Origin of the sequence: Cryobacterium sp. PH31-O1, from assembly GCF_030063455.1 — a bacterium.
In the GTDB taxonomy this organism is placed as follows: domain Bacteria; phylum Actinomycetota; class Actinomycetes; order Actinomycetales; family Microbacteriaceae; genus Cryobacterium.
In genome coordinates, this window is record NZ_JASITB010000001.1 from 665,612 (window position 1) to 683,925 (window position 18,314).

The following is an 18,314-nucleotide window of genomic DNA, read 5'->3' on the forward strand; positions in this document are numbered from 1 at the left end:
CTACGCCGGCTACCGTAGCGCCCACCCGTATCGGGCGCGCGTCAGACTCTACGCGACCGGCTCAAGTAGTACGGCGGGGACGATGGCCGGGAAGATGGGTGCGTGCACCCCTGACATTTCTTCGAGAACCCGAATCACCTGGCAGCTGTAGCCGTATTCGTTGTCGTACCAGACGTACAGCACGGCCTTCTGGTCGGTGACGATGGTGGCCAGTCCGTCGACGATGCCAGCGCGACGCGAGCCGAGGAAGTCGCTCGAGACCACCTCGGGCGAATCGATGAAGTCGATCTGCCGGTGCAGCGAAGAGTGCAGCGACATGGTGCGGAGGTACGTGTTGAGCTCGTCCTTATCGGTCGCGCTGGCGAGGTTCAGATTGAGGATAGCCATCGACACGTCGGGGGTGGGCACCCGAATCGCGTTGCCGGTGAGCTTACCGGCCAGTTCGGGCAGCGCCTTGGCGACGGCCTTGGCGGCGCCGGTCTCTGTGATCACCATGTTGAGCGCGGCTGAGCGGCCGCGACGGTCACCGGAGTGGAAGTTGTCGATGAGGTTCTGGTCGTTGGTGAACGAGTGCACCGTTTCGACGTGGCCGTCGATGATGCCGTACCGGTCGTTGATGGCCTTGAGCACCGGTGTGATCGCGTTTGTAGTGCAGGATGCCGCGGTGATAATGCGGTCGCTCGCCAGGATGTCGGTGTGGTTGATGCCGTGCACGATGTTCTTGAGCGTGCCCTTGCCCGGCGCGGTCAGCAGCACTCGGGCGACGCCGGGGCATTTGAGGTGCTGAGACAGGCCCTCTTCGTCGCGCCACTTGCCGGTGTTGTCGACGACGATGGCGTCGTGGATTCCGAACTGCGTGTAGTCGACGCTGGCCGGGTCGCCGGAATAGATCACCTGGATGAGCGTGCCGTTGGCGAGGATGGTGTTGTTCTCCTCGTCGATGGTGATCGTGCCTTCGAACGGGCCGTGCACCGAGTCGCGGCGTAGCAGGCTGGCCCGCTTGACGAGGTCGTTTTCGGAACCGCGGCGCACGACGATCGCGCGCAGGCGCAGGCCCTGTCCGCCGCCAGCATGTTCGATCAGGATGCGCGCGAGCAGCCGGCCGATACGACCGAACCCGTAGAGAACGACATCGGTGCTGGTGCGGCCGTCGAGTCCGTGCTGGCCGACGACGTCGGCGAGTTCGGCGCGCAGGTATTCGTCGAGGGTAACCCGGTCGTTCTGCTCACGAAAGCCGAGGGCCAGTCGGGCGAGGTCAATAGACGCGGCACCGAGGTTCAGGCCGTCGACAGCCTGCAGAATCGGGAGGGTCTCGTCGAGCGGAAGCTCAACATCCGCTATGTGGCGCGCGAAGCGATGAGCCTTCAGCAGGCCGACGACCGACTTGTTGACGAGGCCGCGCCCGTAGACGCTGGTCACGACGGTGTTGTCGCGATAGAGGCGCCCGATCAGGGGAATCATCGCCTCGGCGAGAGCCTCGCGGTTGCTCCACGTTGCACGGGCACGATCAGCGTCCTGGATCACAGGGTTGCCTTCCTAAACCTTCGTCGGTCTTGTCCGGCCACCCGAGGTCCCGGAGTCATTCCTTATTCGTCGAGCGCAAGTTCCTTGGGAAGTTCGAAGTCTTTCGACGCGAGTTCTTCCACGTTGACGTCCTTGAAGGTCAGCACGCGCACCGATTTCACGAAGCGATCGGAGCGGTAGACGTCCCAGACCCAGACATCCTTCATGGTCAGTTCGAAGTAGAAGTCGTGTTCCGTGTCGCGGCGCACCAATTCGACCTCGTTCGCGAGGTAGAAGCGTCGTTCGGTTTCGACGACGTACTGGAACTGTCCAACCACGTCTCGATATTCCCGGTACAGGGCCAACTCGACCTCGCGGTCGTAGTCCTCGAATTCGTCTTCTTCCATGGTGATCTCATCTTACGCTGTGATTTTGAGCCACGATTTTCGGTGTAATGGGCTCGGCCCGAGCAGGTCGATCGCGCTCATGTGCGCCGCGCTGCCGTAGCCCTTGTTCGACGCCCAGCCGTAGCCGGGCGTTTCGTCGTGCGCGGCGATCATGAGGCGGTCGCGGTGCACCTTCGCAATAACGGATGCCGCCGCCACCGACCCGCAGTCCCGGTCGGCTTTGATGCGGGTCACGACGTTCAACGGGGTCGTCAGCGCCCTGTTCAACCAATCGTCGCTGCCATCCAGCAGCACGATGCTGCCGGCCACGTCGACGCCCTGCGCGTACAGCTCGGCCAGGGCGCGCTTGCCGGCGAGCCCGAGGCAGGCGATGATGCCGAGCTCGTCGACCTCGACGGCGGAGGCGAGCCCAACGGCCGAGTGGGTCGCCCAGGCAACGGCGAGCGGCGCGAGCAGTTCCCGGCGCGGTTCGCTGAGCATCTTCGAATCACGCAGTCCGGTCGGCAGGGTTGGAACGGATGAATTCACCGCGGCTAATCCCACGGCTACCGGTCCGGCGAGGGCACCGCGACCCACCTCGTCACAGCCGATCACAAAACTGGCACCGGTGCGGAGCAGGTCAAGCTCCACCTCAAGGGTGGGGTCGGACACCGCCACTATTCGGTGCCCGTATCGGCTTGTTCCACCTCGCGGAACACCGCGGGATAATCGTCGAGCCAGGCCCAGCGCGACAGCGGCCAGCTCACAACGAGGGCACGACCGACGACATTCTCAACCGGCACATAGCCCTTGCCGGCCGTCTCGCCGTTGTAGCGGGAGTCCTTGGAGTTGTAGCGGTTGTCACCCATCATCCAGAGCGAATCGGCCGGGATGGTGACCTCGAAGTCATCCTTGGAAACCTTCGTCTCACCGGCCGGCAGCAGAACGTAGGCCGACTCGTCGAGCGGAATATCGTTGACGCTCATCTGGCCGAGAGCGTTGCAGCAGACGACGTGGTCACCGGGCAACCCGATGACCCGTTTAATGAGGTGATCATTACTGTCGGGTGCCGACAACCCCACGACCGAGAGCAGCCAATCAGCGCCGGCCACGATCGGGTTCTGCACGATTTCGGGCTGGGGCAGCAGCCATCCGCCCGGATCTTTGAACACGATGACGTCGCCGCGGGTGATCGGGATCAGTTCGGGTTCGAGCTGATTGACGATGATGCGGTCGTTGATCTGAAGGGTGTTCTCCATCGACCCGGAGGGGATGTAGAACGACCGGATCAGAAACGTCTTGATCAGAAACGAGATGAGCAGCGCAACCACGAAAATAATGAGGAGGTCGCGGATAAACAGCAAGACGCTGCGCTTTTTGCTGGGCGCCTTCGTACTGCGGGCCATCTTGCGAGGAAACCTCTTCGACTCTGATACCCGACGATCGGACCTGGAGGCGAGCACTTCATCTGTCATTTAACCGCCTGAGCTCCCCATCAGTTTAGGTGATGGGGAGCTCAGGGAAGAATCCTGTAGCAGCGGGTTTAGCGCAAAAGTTAGCGCTTTTCCTTGATCTTGGCCTTCTTGCCACGCAGGTCGCGCAGGTAGTACAGCTTCGCGCGACGAACATCGCCGCGAGTCACGATCTCGATGTGGTCAATGACCGGGGAGTGCACCGGGAAGGTACGCTCGACGCCGATCTGGAAGCTGACCTTGCGAACGCAGAACGTTTCGCGCACGCCTTCGCCGGAGCGGCCGATGACGACTCCCTGGAAGACCTGGATACGAGAGCGGGTTCCCTCAATGATGTTGACGTGAACCTTGACGGTGTCGCCGGCACGGAAGTCAGGAAGATCCTTCTTCAGTGATGGGGCGTCTACCGCGTCGAGAATATGCATGTTGTTTCGCTCTCTGTACCCGCCACAGGTCGACTACGCTAGGTGCTTCATTCGAAGCAATCAGTATGAGTATGTGCGCCACCAGTGCAGGTTCCCCTGTGGCAGAGTCCTGCGGCGGCACAATCGCTTATTCTGCCATGAACTCGGTCCCGCCGCAAAGTCGGCCGGTGATAAGGGCCTTTGTGATCAGGGCCTGATCAGGGCCGGTGTGATCAGGGCCGGTCGCGTTTTTCTTCGATGACGATGACCTCTGGCGTGCCCGTTCGGCCAAAAGTCGGTGGCGGCCTGGTCTGATTCGGTCGTGACGTGTTAGGCAGTGGATGCTGCGGCCCGGCAGGCTTAGGCTGTGCGGGCATCGTCTGCCCGCGCGCCGCTTGTTCCACCAGATCGACCATGGCGCGCATTCGACGCTTGGCGGAATCGACCAGCTCCCAGACGGCGAACCAGAACACGGCGAGGCCGCCGATGATAACGAGCACGCTGAGCCAGCCCGCGGCATCCGTTGAAAAAGGAATGGCGATGATAAGCGCGTGCCAGAGGGCGAGCACGCCGACATCGGCGAAGGAGACGGCCCGGGATTCGCGCACTTCTTTGCGCGCGAAGATGACGAGGGCGACGAGCAGCATGCCGAGGCCGATGAGCACGGCTCCGAAGAAGATGCCCAGCACCGCCCAGGCGCCCGATCCGAAGATCGAGGACCCAACGAGGAGCCAGAGCGGCAGGGCTCCGGCGGCAATGAATTGCCAGTGGTAGAAGGCGCGGCGGATGATCACGGCGTCAGTTTATCGACGCGGACTGACACTAACCTTGGCGTTCGCTGGTGGCTGAAGGGGCCAGCAGATCGGGCCGAACGCGTTGGGTTCGTTCGATCTGCTGCTCGTGGCGCCAGATGCTGATGGCCCCGTGGTCGCCGCTGCGCAGCACGGGAGGTACGTCGAGGCCGCGCCAGTTTGCCGGTTTGGTGTAGCTGGGGTATTCGAGCAGGCCGTCTTCGTGAGATTCCTCGATGAGGCTCGCCGGATTGCCGACGACGCCGGGAATGAGCCGACCGATCGCTTCGATCATGGCCATAACGGCGACCTCTCCCCCGTTGAGCACGTAGTCGCCCAGACTGACCAGTCGCACCCGGCCACGCTGTGAGTAGTGGTCAACGACGCGCTCGTCGATGCCCTCGTAACGGCCGCAACCGAAGACGAGGTGCCGCTCGAGCGACAGCTCGCGGGCCATGGCCTGGGTGAACTGGTCGCCCGCCGGCGAGGGAAAGATGAGGATGGGGCCGTCGTCGGCCGCGGAGTCGGCGATCGACGTTTCGGCCGCGACCGACTCGGCCGAGGCCGGGTCAGCCCCCAGGATGGCATCGAGGGCGTCACCCCACGGCTCGGGCTTCATGACCATGCCGGCACCGCCGCCGTAGGGAGTGTCATCGACCGAATGGTGCCGATCGTGGGTATGGTCGCGCAGGTTGTGCACGCCCAGTTCGATCAGCCCGCTTTGGCGGGCCTTGCCGAGCAGCGACAGGTCGAGCACATCAAAGAATTCGGGAAAAATGGTGACGATGTCGATGCGCATGGTCAAATTCTAGAAGAGTTGGGCGTGCTCTTTCGCCTCGAGGTAGCGGTCGAGGACCAGATCGACCAGCGACGCGGGGGCTGCTTCCCCCGCGAGCAGCAGCGGGGCGGTGATCCGGTCGGCACCAGCGCCCTGGGCGCGAGTGAGATCGAAGAAGAATCCGGGCGCCATCAAATAGGTACTCACGGTCACGGTGGCGCCGCGCAATCGCGCCGCGGTGACGGCGCAGGCCAGCCGAGGCGCGGCGGCGGAGAGAAAACCGACGGTGACGCGCACCCCGAGCCGCTGTTGCAGCATCGCGCCGACCCGGCGGCAGTCCTCGACGGCGCGCACGTCGCTCGATCCGGCCGCGGCGAGCACGATCTCCTGGCTTGGTGCCAGCGTGTCGATTCCGGCTGCCCGCAGGCGATGCTCGAGCACATCGATGAGCCGGTCGTCCGGGCCGAGCGCGCGCGACAGGGCGCTTGCACGCTCGTGCGCGCTGGTCTCCCGTTGCAGGTCGACGTGCACGTGATACCCGGCCGAGAGCAGCAGGGGCACGACGACCGCGGCGCGGTCGCACCGCACGGCGTCGAGGCTGGCCGCGACGTCTGGCTGCTGCACATCAACGAAACCGCCGGTCACGCCGAGATCCGGTCGGGCGAGGGCGACACCGTCGACGAGCGCCTTAATGGCAGCCCGGCCGTCGGCCGAGTTGGTGCCGTGCGAGATGGCGACGAGCGCGGCAGGCAGGGCTGTCGACCGACCGGCAGCCGGTCGTTCGGTTCTGCGCCGTTCGTCGAGCAGGGTCACGCCGCCCCTGAGAATCCAGGTTCGACCGCAACCTCGATGTAGCCGCCGACGATGCGAGTTTCGTAGGTGTTCAGCACGAGCGTTCGGTTGGTGAAGCACCCTCCGGTACCGAGGTCGTAAACCACTTTGTGCAGCGGCGAGGAGCCCGCCTCACAGGAGAGGTGCGCAGCTGTGGGTCTTTCGACCAGTGCGGGACACACGAGCGACACGAGGGGGAAACTGCCCCGAACTACGCTCACAATTGCCCCGCTCTGAAAGGATGCTGATGCCAGCTTCTCGTGAAACCGCTTCTGCGTATTCTGCCCCAGCCACCGCAGCATCCACTAGGCACGCGACACACGCCGTCACATCACCGAGGGCAGCGGATGCCGCCACACCGGATTCGGGTCGGCCTCGCCGCATCATCGTCATCGTGATCGGCGGCGGCCCCGCACTCCCTCTTCATCGTCGTGCTGGCCGAGAAGAAGCACCGACCAAATCAGACCCCGGCATACCCCTCGTTACGGAGCGTGACCAAATCCGCCCGGCGACCCCGGCCCAACGGGCCTCGTCGAGTACTGTGCTACTAAATGGAAGCAGCACTCCCGTTCGAAAAGAGTAAGCAGATGACAACCCAGAGTTCCCGTATGGCTGGGTCAGTCAGCGGCCCGTTGGTCAGTACCGGGTCAGTCAGCGGCCCGTTGGCCAGTACCGGGTCAGTCACCCTAATCGGTGGCGGCCCCGGCGCCGTCGAACTGCTCACCGTCGCCGCCGTCACCGCGTTGCAACAAGCGGATGTCGTGCTGTTCGACCGTCTCGCGCCCAACGACGATCTCACCTCCCTCGCCCCCAGGGCCACCCTGATCGACGTCGGCAAACGCGCCGGCAGCCACCCGGTCTCGCAGATCGAAATTGAAGACCTCCTGGTCGAGCATGCCCTCGCCGGCCAGCGCGTGGTTCGGCTGAAGGGCGGCGACCCTTACGTGTTTGGCCGCGGCAGCGAAGAAGTGCTCGCCTGCCACCGCAACGGCATTGCGGTCACCGTCGTGTCGGGCGTCACGAGTGCGATCGCGGTGCCGGCGGCGGCCGGGATTCCGCTGACCCACCGCGGCATCAGCCACGCCTTCACCGTGATCAGCGGGCACGCGCCGCTCACCGACAACGAACTCGAGGGTCTCGCCCTGCTCGGGAGCACCATCGTCGTCTTGATGGGTGTCGGCACCCTGCCGACCTTCAGCCAGGGTCTGCTGCGCCACGGCATGCCCGCCGACATGCCGGTGGCCATCATCGAGCGTGGGTTCAGCGCCACTCAGCGCACCACCGTGAGCACCCTGTCGACGGTTCTGGCGGATGCCGCGGCGGCCGGCGTGCGCAGCCCAGCCGTTCTGGTCGTCGGCGAAGTCGTACGCCTCGCTTTCAGCGGCGACACTTCCGCCGAAGAGCTGGTGGCCAGAGCGGCCGAGTTCGCGGTGACCGACCGATGAAGGGGGCGAACGACCCGGGCGGGGCGGTCTCGGGCACGGGCGCTGAGGCATCCGCTGTGGCTGGTGCAAGCGCACCGGATCTGCAGGCGCACCACGTGCGCAGGCCGGGCGCGACCGAGCCGATCGCAGTCGCTGCCTCGTTTCTGCAGCCGAACCAGCTCGAAGGGTTTCGGATCGGGGTCACGAGTGATCGTCGCTCGAGTGACCTGATCGACGCGTTCGAACGGCGCGGCGCCCGTGTGGTGCACGCGCCGACCCTGCGGATCGCCCACTCGGAGCAGGACGGCCCGCTTCGTGAGGACACCCGCATTATGATCGCGGCGCGCCCCGATATCTTGCTCGCGACAACCGGCTATGGGGTACGGCGCTGGTTCGAGGTGGCCGAGGCCGATGGCATCGGCTCCGAGCTGACCGATGTGCTGGCCGAGGCGACCATTTTGGTGCGGGGGCCGAAAGCACGCGGCGGCATTCGAGCTACCGGGCTCAATGACGCCGGCATGAGCGATTCCGAAACGACGGCCTCGCTCGTGGACAAGGTTCTGGCGGAGTACCCGCCGGGGCTCGTGATCGGCGTTCAGGTGCACGGGGCCACCGACGAGGTGCAGCTGGACCGGTTGCGTGCCGTGCACCAGCGCGTGCTCGTCGTGGCGCCCTACCGCTGGATCGCCGTCGACGACACCGATGATCGCGTCTACCGGCTGGTCGAGGCCATCTGTGCCCGCCAGCTGGACTGCGTGACGTTCACGAGCGCGCCGGCCGTGCACGCCCTGTTCACCGCGGCCGAGGGTATGGAGGTGTACCCCGAGCTGATTGCGGCGCTGCGATTTGAGGTGTGCGCGGCCGCCGTCGGCCCGGTGACCAGCGCCCCGCTCATCGCTGCCGGGATTGCTCCCATTGCGCCGACCCGATTTCGGATGGGCGCGCTGATTCGACTGGTCTGCGAACATCTTGAGCAGAACATGATCGAGCGGCTGGAAACCCAGAATGGGCTCGTGCAGCTGCGCGGCGGGGTCGTGCAGGTCGGCGAGGAACGCGTGCAGCTTCCACCGACGGCGCTCGCCATTATGCGGGCGCTCGTGCGAGCTGGCGGCGCGGTCGTCTCCAGGGAAGACCTCACGCGGGCGCTGGCCGGCGACTCCGACGATCACGCCATGGAGGTCTCGCTCAGCCGGCTGCGGCAGACGCTCGGCATTCCCGGGCTCGTCGCGACGGTGGTCAAGCGCGGCTACCGCCTCAACGTCTAAGTCCCGCGTTACGTTTCCGCTACGCCGGTGCCGCGCGATATCACGGAAATCTGGCTAGGGCGTCGTTTCGTCTGGCTAGGGCGTCGTTTCGGGGGTCGCGGGTGCCGCAGCATCCGTTTCAGCATCAGCTGGGACCGGTTTAAGGTCAGCCGGGTCTTCGGGAAGCTCTTCGAGCAGCCCGGGCGGCGGCGTGATCGTGACCAGGCCGTTCTTCACATCGACGCTCGGCACGATGGCTTTCACGAACGGGATCATGACGTCGCCGGTGGGCGTCTTCACGATCAGCAGATCTTGCGCGGGCATGTGTTCGAGGCGACCGATGGTGCCGATGCGCACACCGTCGCGCATGACGGCGAGGCCGACCAGCTGGTGGTCGTACCAGGCGTCTTGTTCATCCGACTGCTCGGCGACGTCCGCGTCGATCCAGAGGATCGCCTTCGCGAGCGTTTCGGCCGCGCTGCGGTCGACGACATCCTTGAAAAATCCGACCGCGTGCTGGTTGTACCAGCGCAGCTCGACGAGTTCGATCGTCTTGCCGTGCCAGGCCGAACCGGTCGGAACCTGCAGGGTGAACACGGCGCCCGGGACGAAACGTCGTCCCGGGTCATCCGTGAACAGTTCGAGCTTGATTGCTCCCTTGAGGCCGTGAGCCTTGGTCAGGCGCCCCACCCGTAATTGCTGGGTACGGTCCTTCTCGCTGTCGTCCACTGTCGCGTCGTTCACTGAACTAGAAATCAGTGTCGACGACGTCGACGCGAACGCGTCGACCATCGGCCAGAGCCGCGACGAGGCTGCGCAGCGCCTTGGCGGTGCGACCGGCACGACCAATGACCCTGCCGAGGTCCTCGGGGTTCACACGAACCTCGAGCACCTCGCCTCTTGCAGAATTCTTTTCTGCAACGTGCACATCGTTCGGGTGATCAACGATCCCCTTGACGAGGTGTTCGAGCGCGGGAGCAAGCAAGAGTTACGCCTCTTCGGTTGCTTCGGCAGCAGCCTCGGGGGCCTTGGCGACGGGCTTCTCGGCCTTGGGCTTGAGAACCGGCTTCTTCTTCTCGTCGGCGACGAAAGCAGCCTTCGGTTCCTTCACCTTGACGGTGCTCTTGGCGTTCTTGTCGCCCTTGAAAATGCCCCAGTCGCCCGTGAGCTTGAGAAGTGCAGCAACCTGCTCGGTCGGCTGGGCGCCGACGCTGAGCCAGTACTGCGCACGCTCGGACTTGACCTCGATGACCGAGGGCTCTTCCGTGGGGTGGTAGATGCCGATCTCTTCGATGACACGACCGTCGCGCTTGGTGCGCGCGTCAGCAACAACGATGCGGTAGTACGGTGCACGGATCTTGCCCATGCGCTTCAGACGGATTTTGACAGCCACAATTCTCCAGTGTTGATTCGGTGTTTGGCGAACCTTGGGCCGTGAGCGTGGGGGCACACTCGGCATAAGCTCTATAGGATCACGTTGCACCGAGATAGAGGGTCGGGCACAACGGATCGCGACTAATCATTGTGTCAGAGATTGCGCACACGGTGTTAATCGAAACTCGATAATCGACCGTCTACGGCATTCATCAGCCCACCCAAGGAGTACCCCGTGTCACTGGAATTCGCCCGATCCGCCCGCTCGACCGTGGGCATCGAGTGGGAGGTCGCTCTCGTCGACCGCGCAACCGGGGACCTGGTCAATATCGCTGACGAAGTGCTCGACGCGCTGCGCGGTCCCGACGGCTCCCCGCACTCCACCATCACCGGCGAGCTGCTGCTCAATACCGTCGAGCTGGTCTCCGGCGTGCACGACACCGTCGGCCACGCCGTAGCGGATGTCGCCGGCCAGCTCGGCGAGGTACGGCACGCCCTTGCGGAACGCGAGGTTGACGTGATCTGTAGCGGGTCGCATCCGTTTGCGCAGTGGTTCGACCAGACCATCACCGACAAGGCCCGCTACCACAAGCTCATCGACCGCACCCAGTGGTGGGGGCGCAACATGATGATCTGGGGAATCCACGTGCACGTCGGCATCGAGGACAAGGCCAAGGTGATTCCGATCATGAACGGCTTGCTCACCTACGTGCCGCACCTGCAGGCCCTGAGCGCGTCGAGTCCGTTCTGGGCCGGCGTCGACACCGGGTATGCCAGCAACCGCTCGCTCATGTTCCAGCAACTGCCGACCGCCGGCCTGCCCTGGGACCTGCCCGACTGGGAGGCGTGGGAGCGCTACGTCGACGACATGGCGGTGACCGGCATTATCGAGGACGTCACCGAGGTTCGCTGGGACATTCGCCCGTCACCGCGCTGGGGCACGATCGAGATTCGGGTCTGCGACGGGGTCTCGACCACCGTTGAGCTTGGCGCGATCGCCGCGTTCATCCAGTGCCTGGTCGAGTGGATGTCCACCCGCCTAGACGCGGGCGAGGACGTACCGTGCATGCAGCCGTGGTTCGTGCGAGAGAACAAGTGGCGGGCAGCCCGCTACGGGCTCGACGCCGAGATCATCCTCGATGCCTTAGGCGCCGAATGCCTGGTGACGGATGACGTGCGGCGCCTCATCGAGACGCTCTCCCCCGTTGCCGTTCGGCTCGGCTGCCTGCCGGAGCTGCTCGGCCTGCACCGCATCATCGACGACGGCGGCAGCTACCAGCGGCAGCTGGCCGTCGCCGCTGCCTCGGACGGCAGCCTGCCGGCAGTCGTCGCGGCGCTCAGTCACGAGTTGGCGCAGGGGCTCGGGCGCTAAACGGGCGGGTCGCTCGCGCCGGCTCGGTGCCGGCGCGGCCGCTCGGTGCCGGCGCGGGTGCAGCGTCTGAGTCTGGACGGGGCCCGGGCCCCGTCCCCGGGCCCAGTCTATAAACTGGGCCTGTGGTCACAACGTGGGCCCGCAAGAGTTCCAGCTGCGGACCGGGCACTGGCGTCTTTACCCAAGCGCCCGGTCGTAAGCGCACCAGCAGTATCCGCTGCGGCATGGGCATCCGTTTGAGGCGGATTAGGCGTTCTTGCTGTCGCGCCAGGCCAGCCAGTCGATGGCTTGGCCCAGATCGTAGTCGGGGCCGGAGATGCCAACGGTGAACAGACGGGTGCCGAGGTCGTAGAGCGCGTCGGCGTCGTGCACCGTGCGACCGCGTAGTTCGGTGGAGATCTCGATCTCGCCCCTGGAGCGGCCGACCTCGTCGCACCAGGCTTCGAGCACTCCGAGTTTGTGCTCGAGCACCTCGGGGTTGGAGAACGAGTGCCAAATATCGGCGTGCTGGGCGACGATGCGCAGGGTCTTCTTCTCGCCGCCGCCGCCGATGAGCACGGGGATGTCACGGGTGGGTGGCGGGTTGATCTTCGCCCAGCGTGCTTCGATGCGGTTCAGGCTGTCGTCGAGGGCGTTCAGCCGGGTGCCGGGAGTGCCGAATTCGTAGCCGTATTCCTGGTAGTCGCGTTCGAACCAGCCGGCACCGGTACCGAAGATGAAGCGCCCGCCGCTGATGTGGTCGATCGTGCGGGCCATGTCGGCCTGAAGGTCGGCGTTTCGGTAGCTGTTGCAATTCACGAGGGCGCCGAATTCGATCGTCGTGGTCTGCTCGGCCCAGGCGGCGAGGATGGTCCACGATTCGAAGTGCAGGCCGTCGGGCTCACCGCTGAGCGGAAAGAAGTGGTCCCAGTTGAAGGCGATGTCGAAGCCGCGCGACTCGACCTCGGTGAGAGTGTCGCGAATCTTCGTGTATTCGGCGTGCTGCGGCGCGATCTGCACGCCGATGCGCACGTTCTGATTCGTCGGGTTCGTCTGATTCGTCGGGGTCATGGCATTCAGCCTAGGACCACACCCCGGCCGCGTCGCCACCCCCGGCAACGATTCAACGCTGGCTCCCAGCAGTCGCGCCGGGCCCACCCTATGTCCACGGGCCCAGTTTATAGACTGGGCCCGTGGACGGGGCCCGGGCCCCGTCCAGAAGAGGCGGTCTACCGGCCGAGCATTTTCTGCAGCGCGGCCATTTCTTCCTCGGTGGGACCGCCGGGCTTGCCCTTGCCTGGCTGGGCGCCGGAGCCGAGGCCGAAACCGGAGCCTGCGGCATCCGTTGCGGCAGTCTCACTCAAAGGCTTGACACCCGAGGCGATCGCGGCGTTCTCGGCGGCCCGCTTGGCCGGGTTGCCCGACTTGGAGCCCTTCTTTTTGGCGACCTGCTTGGGCTTGCCGCCGTAGCCGGCACCGGGGATCGGGCCCATGCCGGGAATGTTTGGCATGCCGCCCTTGGCAACGGTTTTCATCATCTTGGCGGCCTGCTCGAAGCGCTGCACGAGCGCATTGACCTCGGTGACGGTCGATCCGGAACCGCGAGCGATGCGCAGACGGCGGGAACCGTTCAGCAACTTCGGGGTGGTGCGTTCGAGCTTGGTCATCGACTGAATGATGGCCTCGGTACGCACGATCTCGCGCTCGTCGAAGTTCTCGAGCTGCTGCTTCATAGCGCCGGCGCCGGGCAGCATGCTCATCATCTTCTTGATCGAGCCCATGTTGCGCAGCTGCTGCATCTGGCCGAGAAAGTCGTCGAGAGTGAAGGTGTCGGTCGCAAACTTTTCGGCGACCTTACGGGCTTCGTCCTCGTCAAAAGCCCCCTGCGCCTGCTCGATCAGGGTGAGGATGTCACCGAGGTCGAGGATGCGCCCGGCCATGCGGTCGGGGTGGAACGGCTCGAAGTCGTCGAGTCCTTCACCGGTGGAGGCGAACATAATCGGGCGGCCGGTGAGCGATGCCACCGAGAGCGCCGCGCCACCGCGGGCGTCGCCGTCCAGCTTGGTAAGCACGACGCCGGTGAAGTCGACGCCGTCTTGGAAAGCCTTCGCCGTAGCGACGGCGTCCTGGCCGATCATGGCGTCGATGACGAAGAGCACCTCGTCGGGGTTGATCGCCTTGCGAATGTTCGCGGCCTGCTTCATCAGTTCCGCGTCAACGCCGAGACGACCGGCGGTGTCAACGATGACCACGTCGTGCACCTTCTGCAGGGCATATTTCACGCCGTCGCGGGCCACCTTGACCGGGTCGCCGACGCCGTTGCCCGGCTCGGGCGCATAAACGGCGACGCCGGCCTGCTTGGCGACGACCTCAAGCTGGGTGACCGCGTTCGGGCGCTGCAGGTCGGCCGCGACGAGCAGCGGTGTGTGGCCATCCTTGGCCAGCCACTTGGCGAGCTTGCCGGCGAGGGTAGTCTTGCCGGCACCCTGCAGGCCCGCGAGCATAATAATGGTCGGCGGCTTCTTAGCGAATTCCAGCCGGCGCTGCTGGCCACCGAGGATGGTGATGAGCTCGTCGTTGACGATCTGCACGACCTGCTGGGCCGGGTTCAAGGCCTTGCTGACCTCGTCGCCGAGGGCGCGCTCCCGCACCTTGCCAGTGAAGTCCTTGACGACCTCGAGGGCCACGTCGGCATCGAGCAGCGCGCGTCGAATCTCACGAACGGTGCCGTCGACATCGGCTGCGCTGAGCTTGCCCTTGGTACGGAGGTTTTTGAACGTCTCGGCAAGACGATCTGAGAGGTTTCCAAAAGTTGCCATGATTAGGTCAGTTTATCGGCCCAATGGGGCTCGGTGCGATCAGCCGCTCGACCGCGCCGATGACGCTGGCCCGGCGTGCCGCTACCGCTTCCGGGTCGGCCGGGGCGCCGCGCGGCGCCACGGCGCCGGGCTCGTGCATCCAGGCCGAGGCCACGCCGAAGATGAGGGTCATCAGGTGCACCGGGTCCCACGACGCGTCGACCCGTCCCAACTGCTGCGCCAAGCGGATGCGCCGCACCTGTTCGTCGCGATAGCCCACCATGACTTCGAGGGCCGGCAGCCAGGTGCCGTCTGTTTCGAGCCGGGCCCAGTCGATCATGCGCAAGTGGTCACCGTGCAGCACCGCGTGATCGAACAGGGCTCCGGCGAAGGCGGGCACGTCATGGTCGGTGAGCACGGCGTCGCTCGCGAACTCGCGCAGGTTCAATTCCAACACGTCGAGGAACAGCTGCTGCTTGTCCGAGTAATACGCGTACAGGCGTTCCTTGCTCGCTGCCGCGTTCTTCGCGATGCGGTCGATGCGTGCCCCGGCCAGTCCGTAGGCGGCGAATTCGGCGCGCGCCGCCTCGAGAATGCGGGTCTGGGGGTCTGCTCCGTCGCGTGCCATGTTTCGACTATAGCCAACAATTCATTCAAAACGAACTAGTTCGTTCGGTTCGCACGATAGAGTTGCAGACATGTCGACTCCACCCCGCAGCACAGTTCCGCCCGAATCCGAAACACCGAATACGCCCACGATTGAACCAAAGTCCGCGCCGCCCGCGCCCGCGGGAGCGGCATCCGCTTCACTGAAGCCGGGCGAGCCCAACCCGCGCCGCTGGTGGCTGCTCGCCATCGTCGCGCTCGCCCAGCTCACCGTCGTGCTCGACGGCACCATCGTGAACATCGCACTCCCCCAGGCGCAGGAAGCGCTCGGCATGAGCGACGGCGACCGCACCTGGGTGGTCACGCTCTACTCCCTCGTCTTCGGGGCGCTGCTGCTGCTCGGTGGGCGCATCGCTGATTTTTGGGGGCGTAAGCGCTCCTTCATTGTGGGCATGGCCGGGTTCGCCATCGCTTCCGCGCTCGGCGGAGCCGCCCAGAGCACCTGGGAGTTGCTCGCCGCCCGCGGACTGCAGGGCCTGTTCGCCGCGCTGCTCGCGCCGGCGTCGCTCGCCCTGCTCACGGTGAACTTTCCCGGCGGCAAGGATCGCATCAAGGCCTTCGCCGTGTATGGCGCGATCGCCGGCGGTGGAGCGGCGGTCGGCCTCATTCTCGGCGGGGTGCTCACCGAGTATGCGAGCTGGCGCTGGTGCCTCTACGTGAACGTGCCGATCGCGTTCATGGCGATTGCCGCCGCTATCCCAGTGATTCGGGAGAGCAAGGCGCACGGCAACACCCGGTACGACGTGCCGGGGGCTATTCTCGTGGCGCTCGGGCTGGGATCCCTGGTTTTCGGCTTCTCGCAGGCGGAGAATGGCTGGGACACCTGGCCTGTGCTCGTCTGCCTCCCGCTGGGACTGGTGCTGCTGGGACTGTTCGTGCTTGTGGAAAGCCGGTCGAATCATCCACTGCTGCCGTTGCGCATTATGGCGAACAAGGTGCGCGGCGGGGCTTTTCTCACCGCGCTGCTGTCGGGCGCAGCGCTGCTGGGTGGGCTGCTGTTTCTCACGCTGTACTTTCAGATTGTGCTGGGCTACACGCCCATTCAGTCCGGTCTGGCCTCACTGCCGATGACGGTGACGATCATGATCGGTGCCGGCGTGCTGTCAAAGTTTCTGGCGCGTATCGGCGTGCGCATTCCGATGACGGTCGGACCGGTCGTCGGCGCGGCCGGGCTGCTCTGGATGACGCAGATCACGGTGGGCGGCAATTATGCGCTCGAGGTGTTGCCGGGGCTGATTCTGCTCGGCGCCGGCCTCGCAATGATCTTCGTGCCGCTGCAGAACGTGGCGCTGTCGGGGATCGCCGAGCATGACGCCGGTGCGGCGAGCGCGGCGGTGACGGCCATGCAGCAGATCGGCGGATCGCTGGGAGCGGCCCTGTTCACGGCGCTCTACACCGCTGCCGTGAGTGCGTACCTGGTCGGCACGGTGCCGTCGCAGGCAGCTGCGCTCGGTGCCCTCGTGAGCGGATACCAGTCCGCCTTCCTCTGGGCGGCTGTCATCATCTTCGCGGCGGCGCCAGTTTCGTTCTTTCTGGTGCGTCCGCGCAAGGAAGACCTGCTCGGCGCGGGGGCCGCGGTGCACCTCGGGTAACTGCGTGGGGGCTCCTGGGCCCACCTTGTGGCCGCGGGCCCAGCCTATAAGCTGGGCCCGCGGACGGGGCCTGGGCCCCGTCCGATTAGCTGTCCAGGGCCACCTGCACGGTGTCGCCGTGCACGTCGATCGTCACGACCAGCAGGCCGTCGGTGTCGTCCGGGCTGATGGCATATTCGAGTACCGCGAAGTGTGCCTCGCTGCCGTTGTGGTGCGGGTGAAAGCCGATGCGCTGCAGGCGCAGCGAGCGCAGAAAGTCGATCTGCTGGTCGCCGGAATCCCAGATGATGGCGTTTTCCACCGCCTCCTGATCCATCTCCTCGAGCTGCTCACTGATGTACTGGCTCGTCACCGAGACCTCGGCCGACAGGTCGGCCACGAGGGACTCCCGCACCTGGGAGTCGAGGTCCTCCATCGAACCGATCATGGCCGCGGCGATGTCGAGGGCTTCGGCGGTGACCGAATCTTCATCGGGCGAGCTGAGATCAATCTCGACGCTCTGGTCGCCAAGCTCGGCGGAATCCGACCAGTACACCTCGCCCTCGTCTTCGTCGCCGAGTATTCCGAAAAAATCGTGTTCGATGCTCATAGTGCTCCTCTAAAATTCTTCATCAGCCGACGAGTTTCTGCGCGAATACGTGCGGGGTGAAACCGGTGAGATCGTTGATGCCCTCACCCTGCCCGACCAATTTGATCGGAATGCCGGTCTTCTCCTGCACGGCCAGCACGAAACCGCCCCGCGCCGAGCCGTCGAGCTTGGTCAGCACGAGACCGGTCACCCCGGCGTGCTCGATGAAGGCCTCGGCCTGGGCGAGCCCGTTCTGGCCGGTCGTGGCGTCGAGTACGAGCAGAACCTCGGCGATCGGGCCCTGTTTCTCGACCACCCGGCGAATCTTGGTGAGCTCGTCCATCAGGCCGCCCTTGGTTTGCAGCCGGCCGGCCGTGTCGATGAGCACGATTTCGATGCCCTCGTTCTTCGCCTTCTCGACCGTTTGAAAGGCGACGGATGCCGGGTCCTGGCCGGTCATCTGCGGTTTCACGATCTGCGCGCCGGCGCGTTCGGCCCAGGTCGACAGTTGTTCGACCGCCCCTGCCCGGAACGTGTCGGCCGCGCCGATCACGACACTGCGACCGTAGGTGCCCAGAAACTTGGCGAATTTACCGATTGTCGTGGTCTTGCCGACGCCGTTGACCCCGACGACGAGCACGACCGCGGGGCGTTCAGACAGGGTGAGGGTGGAGTCGAGAACCGAGAGGCGCTCTTCGATGCCTTCGCGGAGCATCCGCTGTAAATCCGTCGGGTCGGTCGTGCTGTACTTGGCGACCTTGGCACGCAGGTCGGCGATGACCGCCTCGGTGACGGTGGGTCCGAAGTCGGCCTGCAGCAGGGCGTCCTCGAGGTCGTCCCAGGTGGCAGCGTCGATGGTCTTCTTCGCGAACATTCCGCGCAGTGCGCCGGAGAGGGACCAGGGGGTGCGTTCAGCCATGTCCCTAGCCTACGGGGGTGTCGCGGCCTTGCGCGCTTAGCGCAACGCACGCTCCCTCTCGACCGTGCCAGGCCTCGGCTAAGCGGATGCCCGCACCGCCCTTCCGCGGGTGCTCGCCAGCCGTGCGGGTGCGCTGGGTACGGCCGAGTCGCCCGCAACCTGTGTGACGCCCCGTGACAGTGTGTGACAGCACGTGACTCGGACCGACACCCC

General features: G+C 65.2%; 21 protein-coding genes. 4 read left to right on the top strand and 17 right to left on the bottom strand.

The window, feature by feature from the left end:
* Nucleotides 1–48: 48 nt before the first annotated feature.
* From QMK31_RS03180 to QMK31_RS03220, 9 genes are all read right to left on the bottom strand, one after another.
* Nucleotides 49–1,524: a glyceraldehyde-3-phosphate dehydrogenase gene (locus QMK31_RS03180; protein ID WP_283499477.1), complete on the bottom strand. Its 1,476-nt coding sequence runs from the start codon at nt 1,522–1,524 to the stop codon at nt 49–51.
* Between the two features lie 62 nt (nt 1,525–1,586).
* Complete coding sequence (locus QMK31_RS03185) at nt 1,587–1,910, bottom strand: DUF2469 family protein (RefSeq protein ID WP_022886464.1); 324 nt, start codon at nt 1,908–1,910, stop codon at nt 1,587–1,589.
* A 12-nt stretch (nt 1,911–1,922) separates the two neighbouring features.
* On the bottom strand, nt 1,923–2,567 hold the full coding sequence (gene rnhB, locus QMK31_RS03190; protein ID WP_283499478.1) for a ribonuclease HII: 645 nt from the start codon (nt 2,565–2,567) through the stop codon (nt 1,923–1,925).
* The gene (gene lepB / locus QMK31_RS03195) at nt 2,567–3,295 is read right to left on the bottom strand and encodes a signal peptidase I (RefSeq protein WP_283499814.1); all 729 of its coding nucleotides are present in this window, start codon (nt 3,293–3,295) and stop codon (nt 2,567–2,569) included. Before lepB ends, rnhB begins: the two co-directional genes overlap by 1 nt.
* Before the next feature lie 149 nt (nt 3,296–3,444).
* Nucleotides 3,445–3,786 carry a 50S ribosomal protein L19 gene (gene rplS, locus QMK31_RS03200; RefSeq protein WP_092108884.1) on the bottom strand — a complete coding sequence of 114 codons (342 nt, stop codon included), beginning with the start codon at nt 3,784–3,786 and terminating at the stop codon, nt 3,445–3,447.
* A gap of 212 nt (nt 3,787–3,998) precedes the next feature.
* Nucleotides 3,999–4,559 carry an MFS transporter gene (locus QMK31_RS03205; protein ID WP_283499479.1) on the bottom strand — a complete coding sequence of 187 codons (561 nt, stop codon included), beginning with the start codon at nt 4,557–4,559 and terminating at the stop codon, nt 3,999–4,001.
* A gap of 28 nt (nt 4,560–4,587) precedes the next feature.
* Complete coding sequence (gene trmD, locus QMK31_RS03210; RefSeq protein WP_283499480.1) at nt 4,588–5,355, bottom strand: tRNA (guanosine(37)-N1)-methyltransferase TrmD; 768 nt, start codon at nt 5,353–5,355, stop codon at nt 4,588–4,590.
* 9 nt (nt 5,356–5,364) lie between these two features.
* Complete coding sequence (locus QMK31_RS03215; protein WP_283499481.1) at nt 5,365–6,147, bottom strand: sirohydrochlorin chelatase; 783 nt, start codon at nt 6,145–6,147, stop codon at nt 5,365–5,367.
* Nucleotides 6,144–6,386 (bottom strand): Rieske (2Fe-2S) protein, encoded by a 243-nt coding sequence (locus tag QMK31_RS03220; protein ID WP_283499482.1) that lies wholly within the window; start codon nt 6,384–6,386, stop codon nt 6,144–6,146. The genes QMK31_RS03215 and QMK31_RS03220 overlap by 4 nt, the downstream gene beginning before the upstream one ends.
* A 387-nt stretch (nt 6,387–6,773) precedes the next feature.
* Between QMK31_RS03220 and cobA the strand changes: the two genes are divergently transcribed.
* Nucleotides 6,774–7,610 carry a uroporphyrinogen-III C-methyltransferase gene (cobA, locus tag QMK31_RS03225; protein ID WP_283499483.1) on the top strand — a complete coding sequence of 279 codons (837 nt, stop codon included), beginning with the start codon at nt 6,774–6,776 and terminating at the stop codon, nt 7,608–7,610.
* Nucleotides 7,607–8,854, top strand: a complete 1,248-nt coding sequence (locus QMK31_RS03230) for a uroporphyrinogen-III synthase (protein ID WP_283499484.1) — start codon at nt 7,607–7,609, stop codon at nt 8,852–8,854. Before cobA ends, QMK31_RS03230 begins: the two co-directional genes overlap by 4 nt.
* Before the next feature lie 75 nt (nt 8,855–8,929).
* On the opposite strand, the gene rimM is transcribed toward QMK31_RS03230, so the two are convergent.
* From rimM to rpsP, 3 genes are read right to left on the bottom strand one after another with little or no spacing between them, the layout of a single operon-like run.
* Nucleotides 8,930–9,577 (bottom strand): ribosome maturation factor RimM, encoded by a 648-nt coding sequence (rimM, locus tag QMK31_RS03235; RefSeq protein ID WP_283499485.1) that lies wholly within the window; start codon nt 9,575–9,577, stop codon nt 8,930–8,932.
* A 4-nt stretch (nt 9,578–9,581) separates the two neighbouring features.
* A complete protein-coding gene (locus tag QMK31_RS03240) occupies nt 9,582–9,818 on the bottom strand; it encodes an RNA-binding protein (RefSeq protein ID WP_283499486.1) in 237 nt (78 codons plus the stop codon).
* Between the two features lie 3 nt (nt 9,819–9,821).
* On the bottom strand, nt 9,822–10,226 hold the full coding sequence (rpsP, locus tag QMK31_RS03245) for a 30S ribosomal protein S16 (RefSeq protein WP_283499487.1): 405 nt from the start codon (nt 10,224–10,226) through the stop codon (nt 9,822–9,824).
* 216 nt (nt 10,227–10,442) lie between these two features.
* On the opposite strand from rpsP, the gene QMK31_RS03250 reads away from it, so the two are divergent.
* Entirely contained in the window at nt 10,443–11,579 is a 1,137-nt protein-coding gene (locus QMK31_RS03250) for a glutamate--cysteine ligase (protein WP_283499488.1), read from the top strand.
* A 246-nt stretch (nt 11,580–11,825) separates the two neighbouring features.
* Here the strand turns inward: QMK31_RS03250 and QMK31_RS03255 are convergent, their stop codons facing one another.
* The 3 genes from QMK31_RS03255 to QMK31_RS03265 form a co-directional block, all read right to left on the bottom strand.
* A complete protein-coding gene (locus QMK31_RS03255; RefSeq protein WP_283499489.1) occupies nt 11,826–12,629 on the bottom strand; it encodes an LLM class F420-dependent oxidoreductase in 804 nt (267 codons plus the stop codon).
* 158 nt (nt 12,630–12,787) lie between these two features.
* On the bottom strand, nt 12,788–14,377 hold the full coding sequence (ffh, locus tag QMK31_RS03260) for a signal recognition particle protein (RefSeq protein ID WP_283499490.1): 1,590 nt from the start codon (nt 14,375–14,377) through the stop codon (nt 12,788–12,790).
* 7 nt (nt 14,378–14,384) lie between these two features.
* Nucleotides 14,385–14,984, bottom strand: coding sequence for a TetR/AcrR family transcriptional regulator (locus QMK31_RS03265; RefSeq protein WP_283499491.1), 600 nt, complete (start codon nt 14,982–14,984; stop codon nt 14,385–14,387).
* A 70-nt stretch (nt 14,985–15,054) separates the two neighbouring features.
* On the opposite strand from QMK31_RS03265, the gene QMK31_RS03270 reads away from it, so the two are divergent.
* Nucleotides 15,055–16,614, top strand: coding sequence for an MFS transporter (locus tag QMK31_RS03270; RefSeq protein WP_283499492.1), 1,560 nt, complete (start codon nt 15,055–15,057; stop codon nt 16,612–16,614).
* Nucleotides 16,615–16,699: 85 nt separating this feature from the next.
* Here QMK31_RS03270 and QMK31_RS03275 read toward each other — a convergent pair whose 3' ends face one another.
* Both QMK31_RS03275 and ftsY read right to left on the bottom strand, forming a co-directional pair.
* Nucleotides 16,700–17,203: a DUF2004 domain-containing protein gene (locus QMK31_RS03275; protein WP_283499493.1), complete on the bottom strand. Its 504-nt coding sequence runs from the start codon at nt 17,201–17,203 to the stop codon at nt 16,700–16,702.
* A 22-nt stretch (nt 17,204–17,225) separates the two neighbouring features.
* Complete coding sequence (ftsY, locus tag QMK31_RS03280; protein WP_283499494.1) at nt 17,226–18,101, bottom strand: signal recognition particle-docking protein FtsY; 876 nt, start codon at nt 18,099–18,101, stop codon at nt 17,226–17,228.
* Nucleotides 18,102–18,314: the final 213 nt, after the last annotated feature.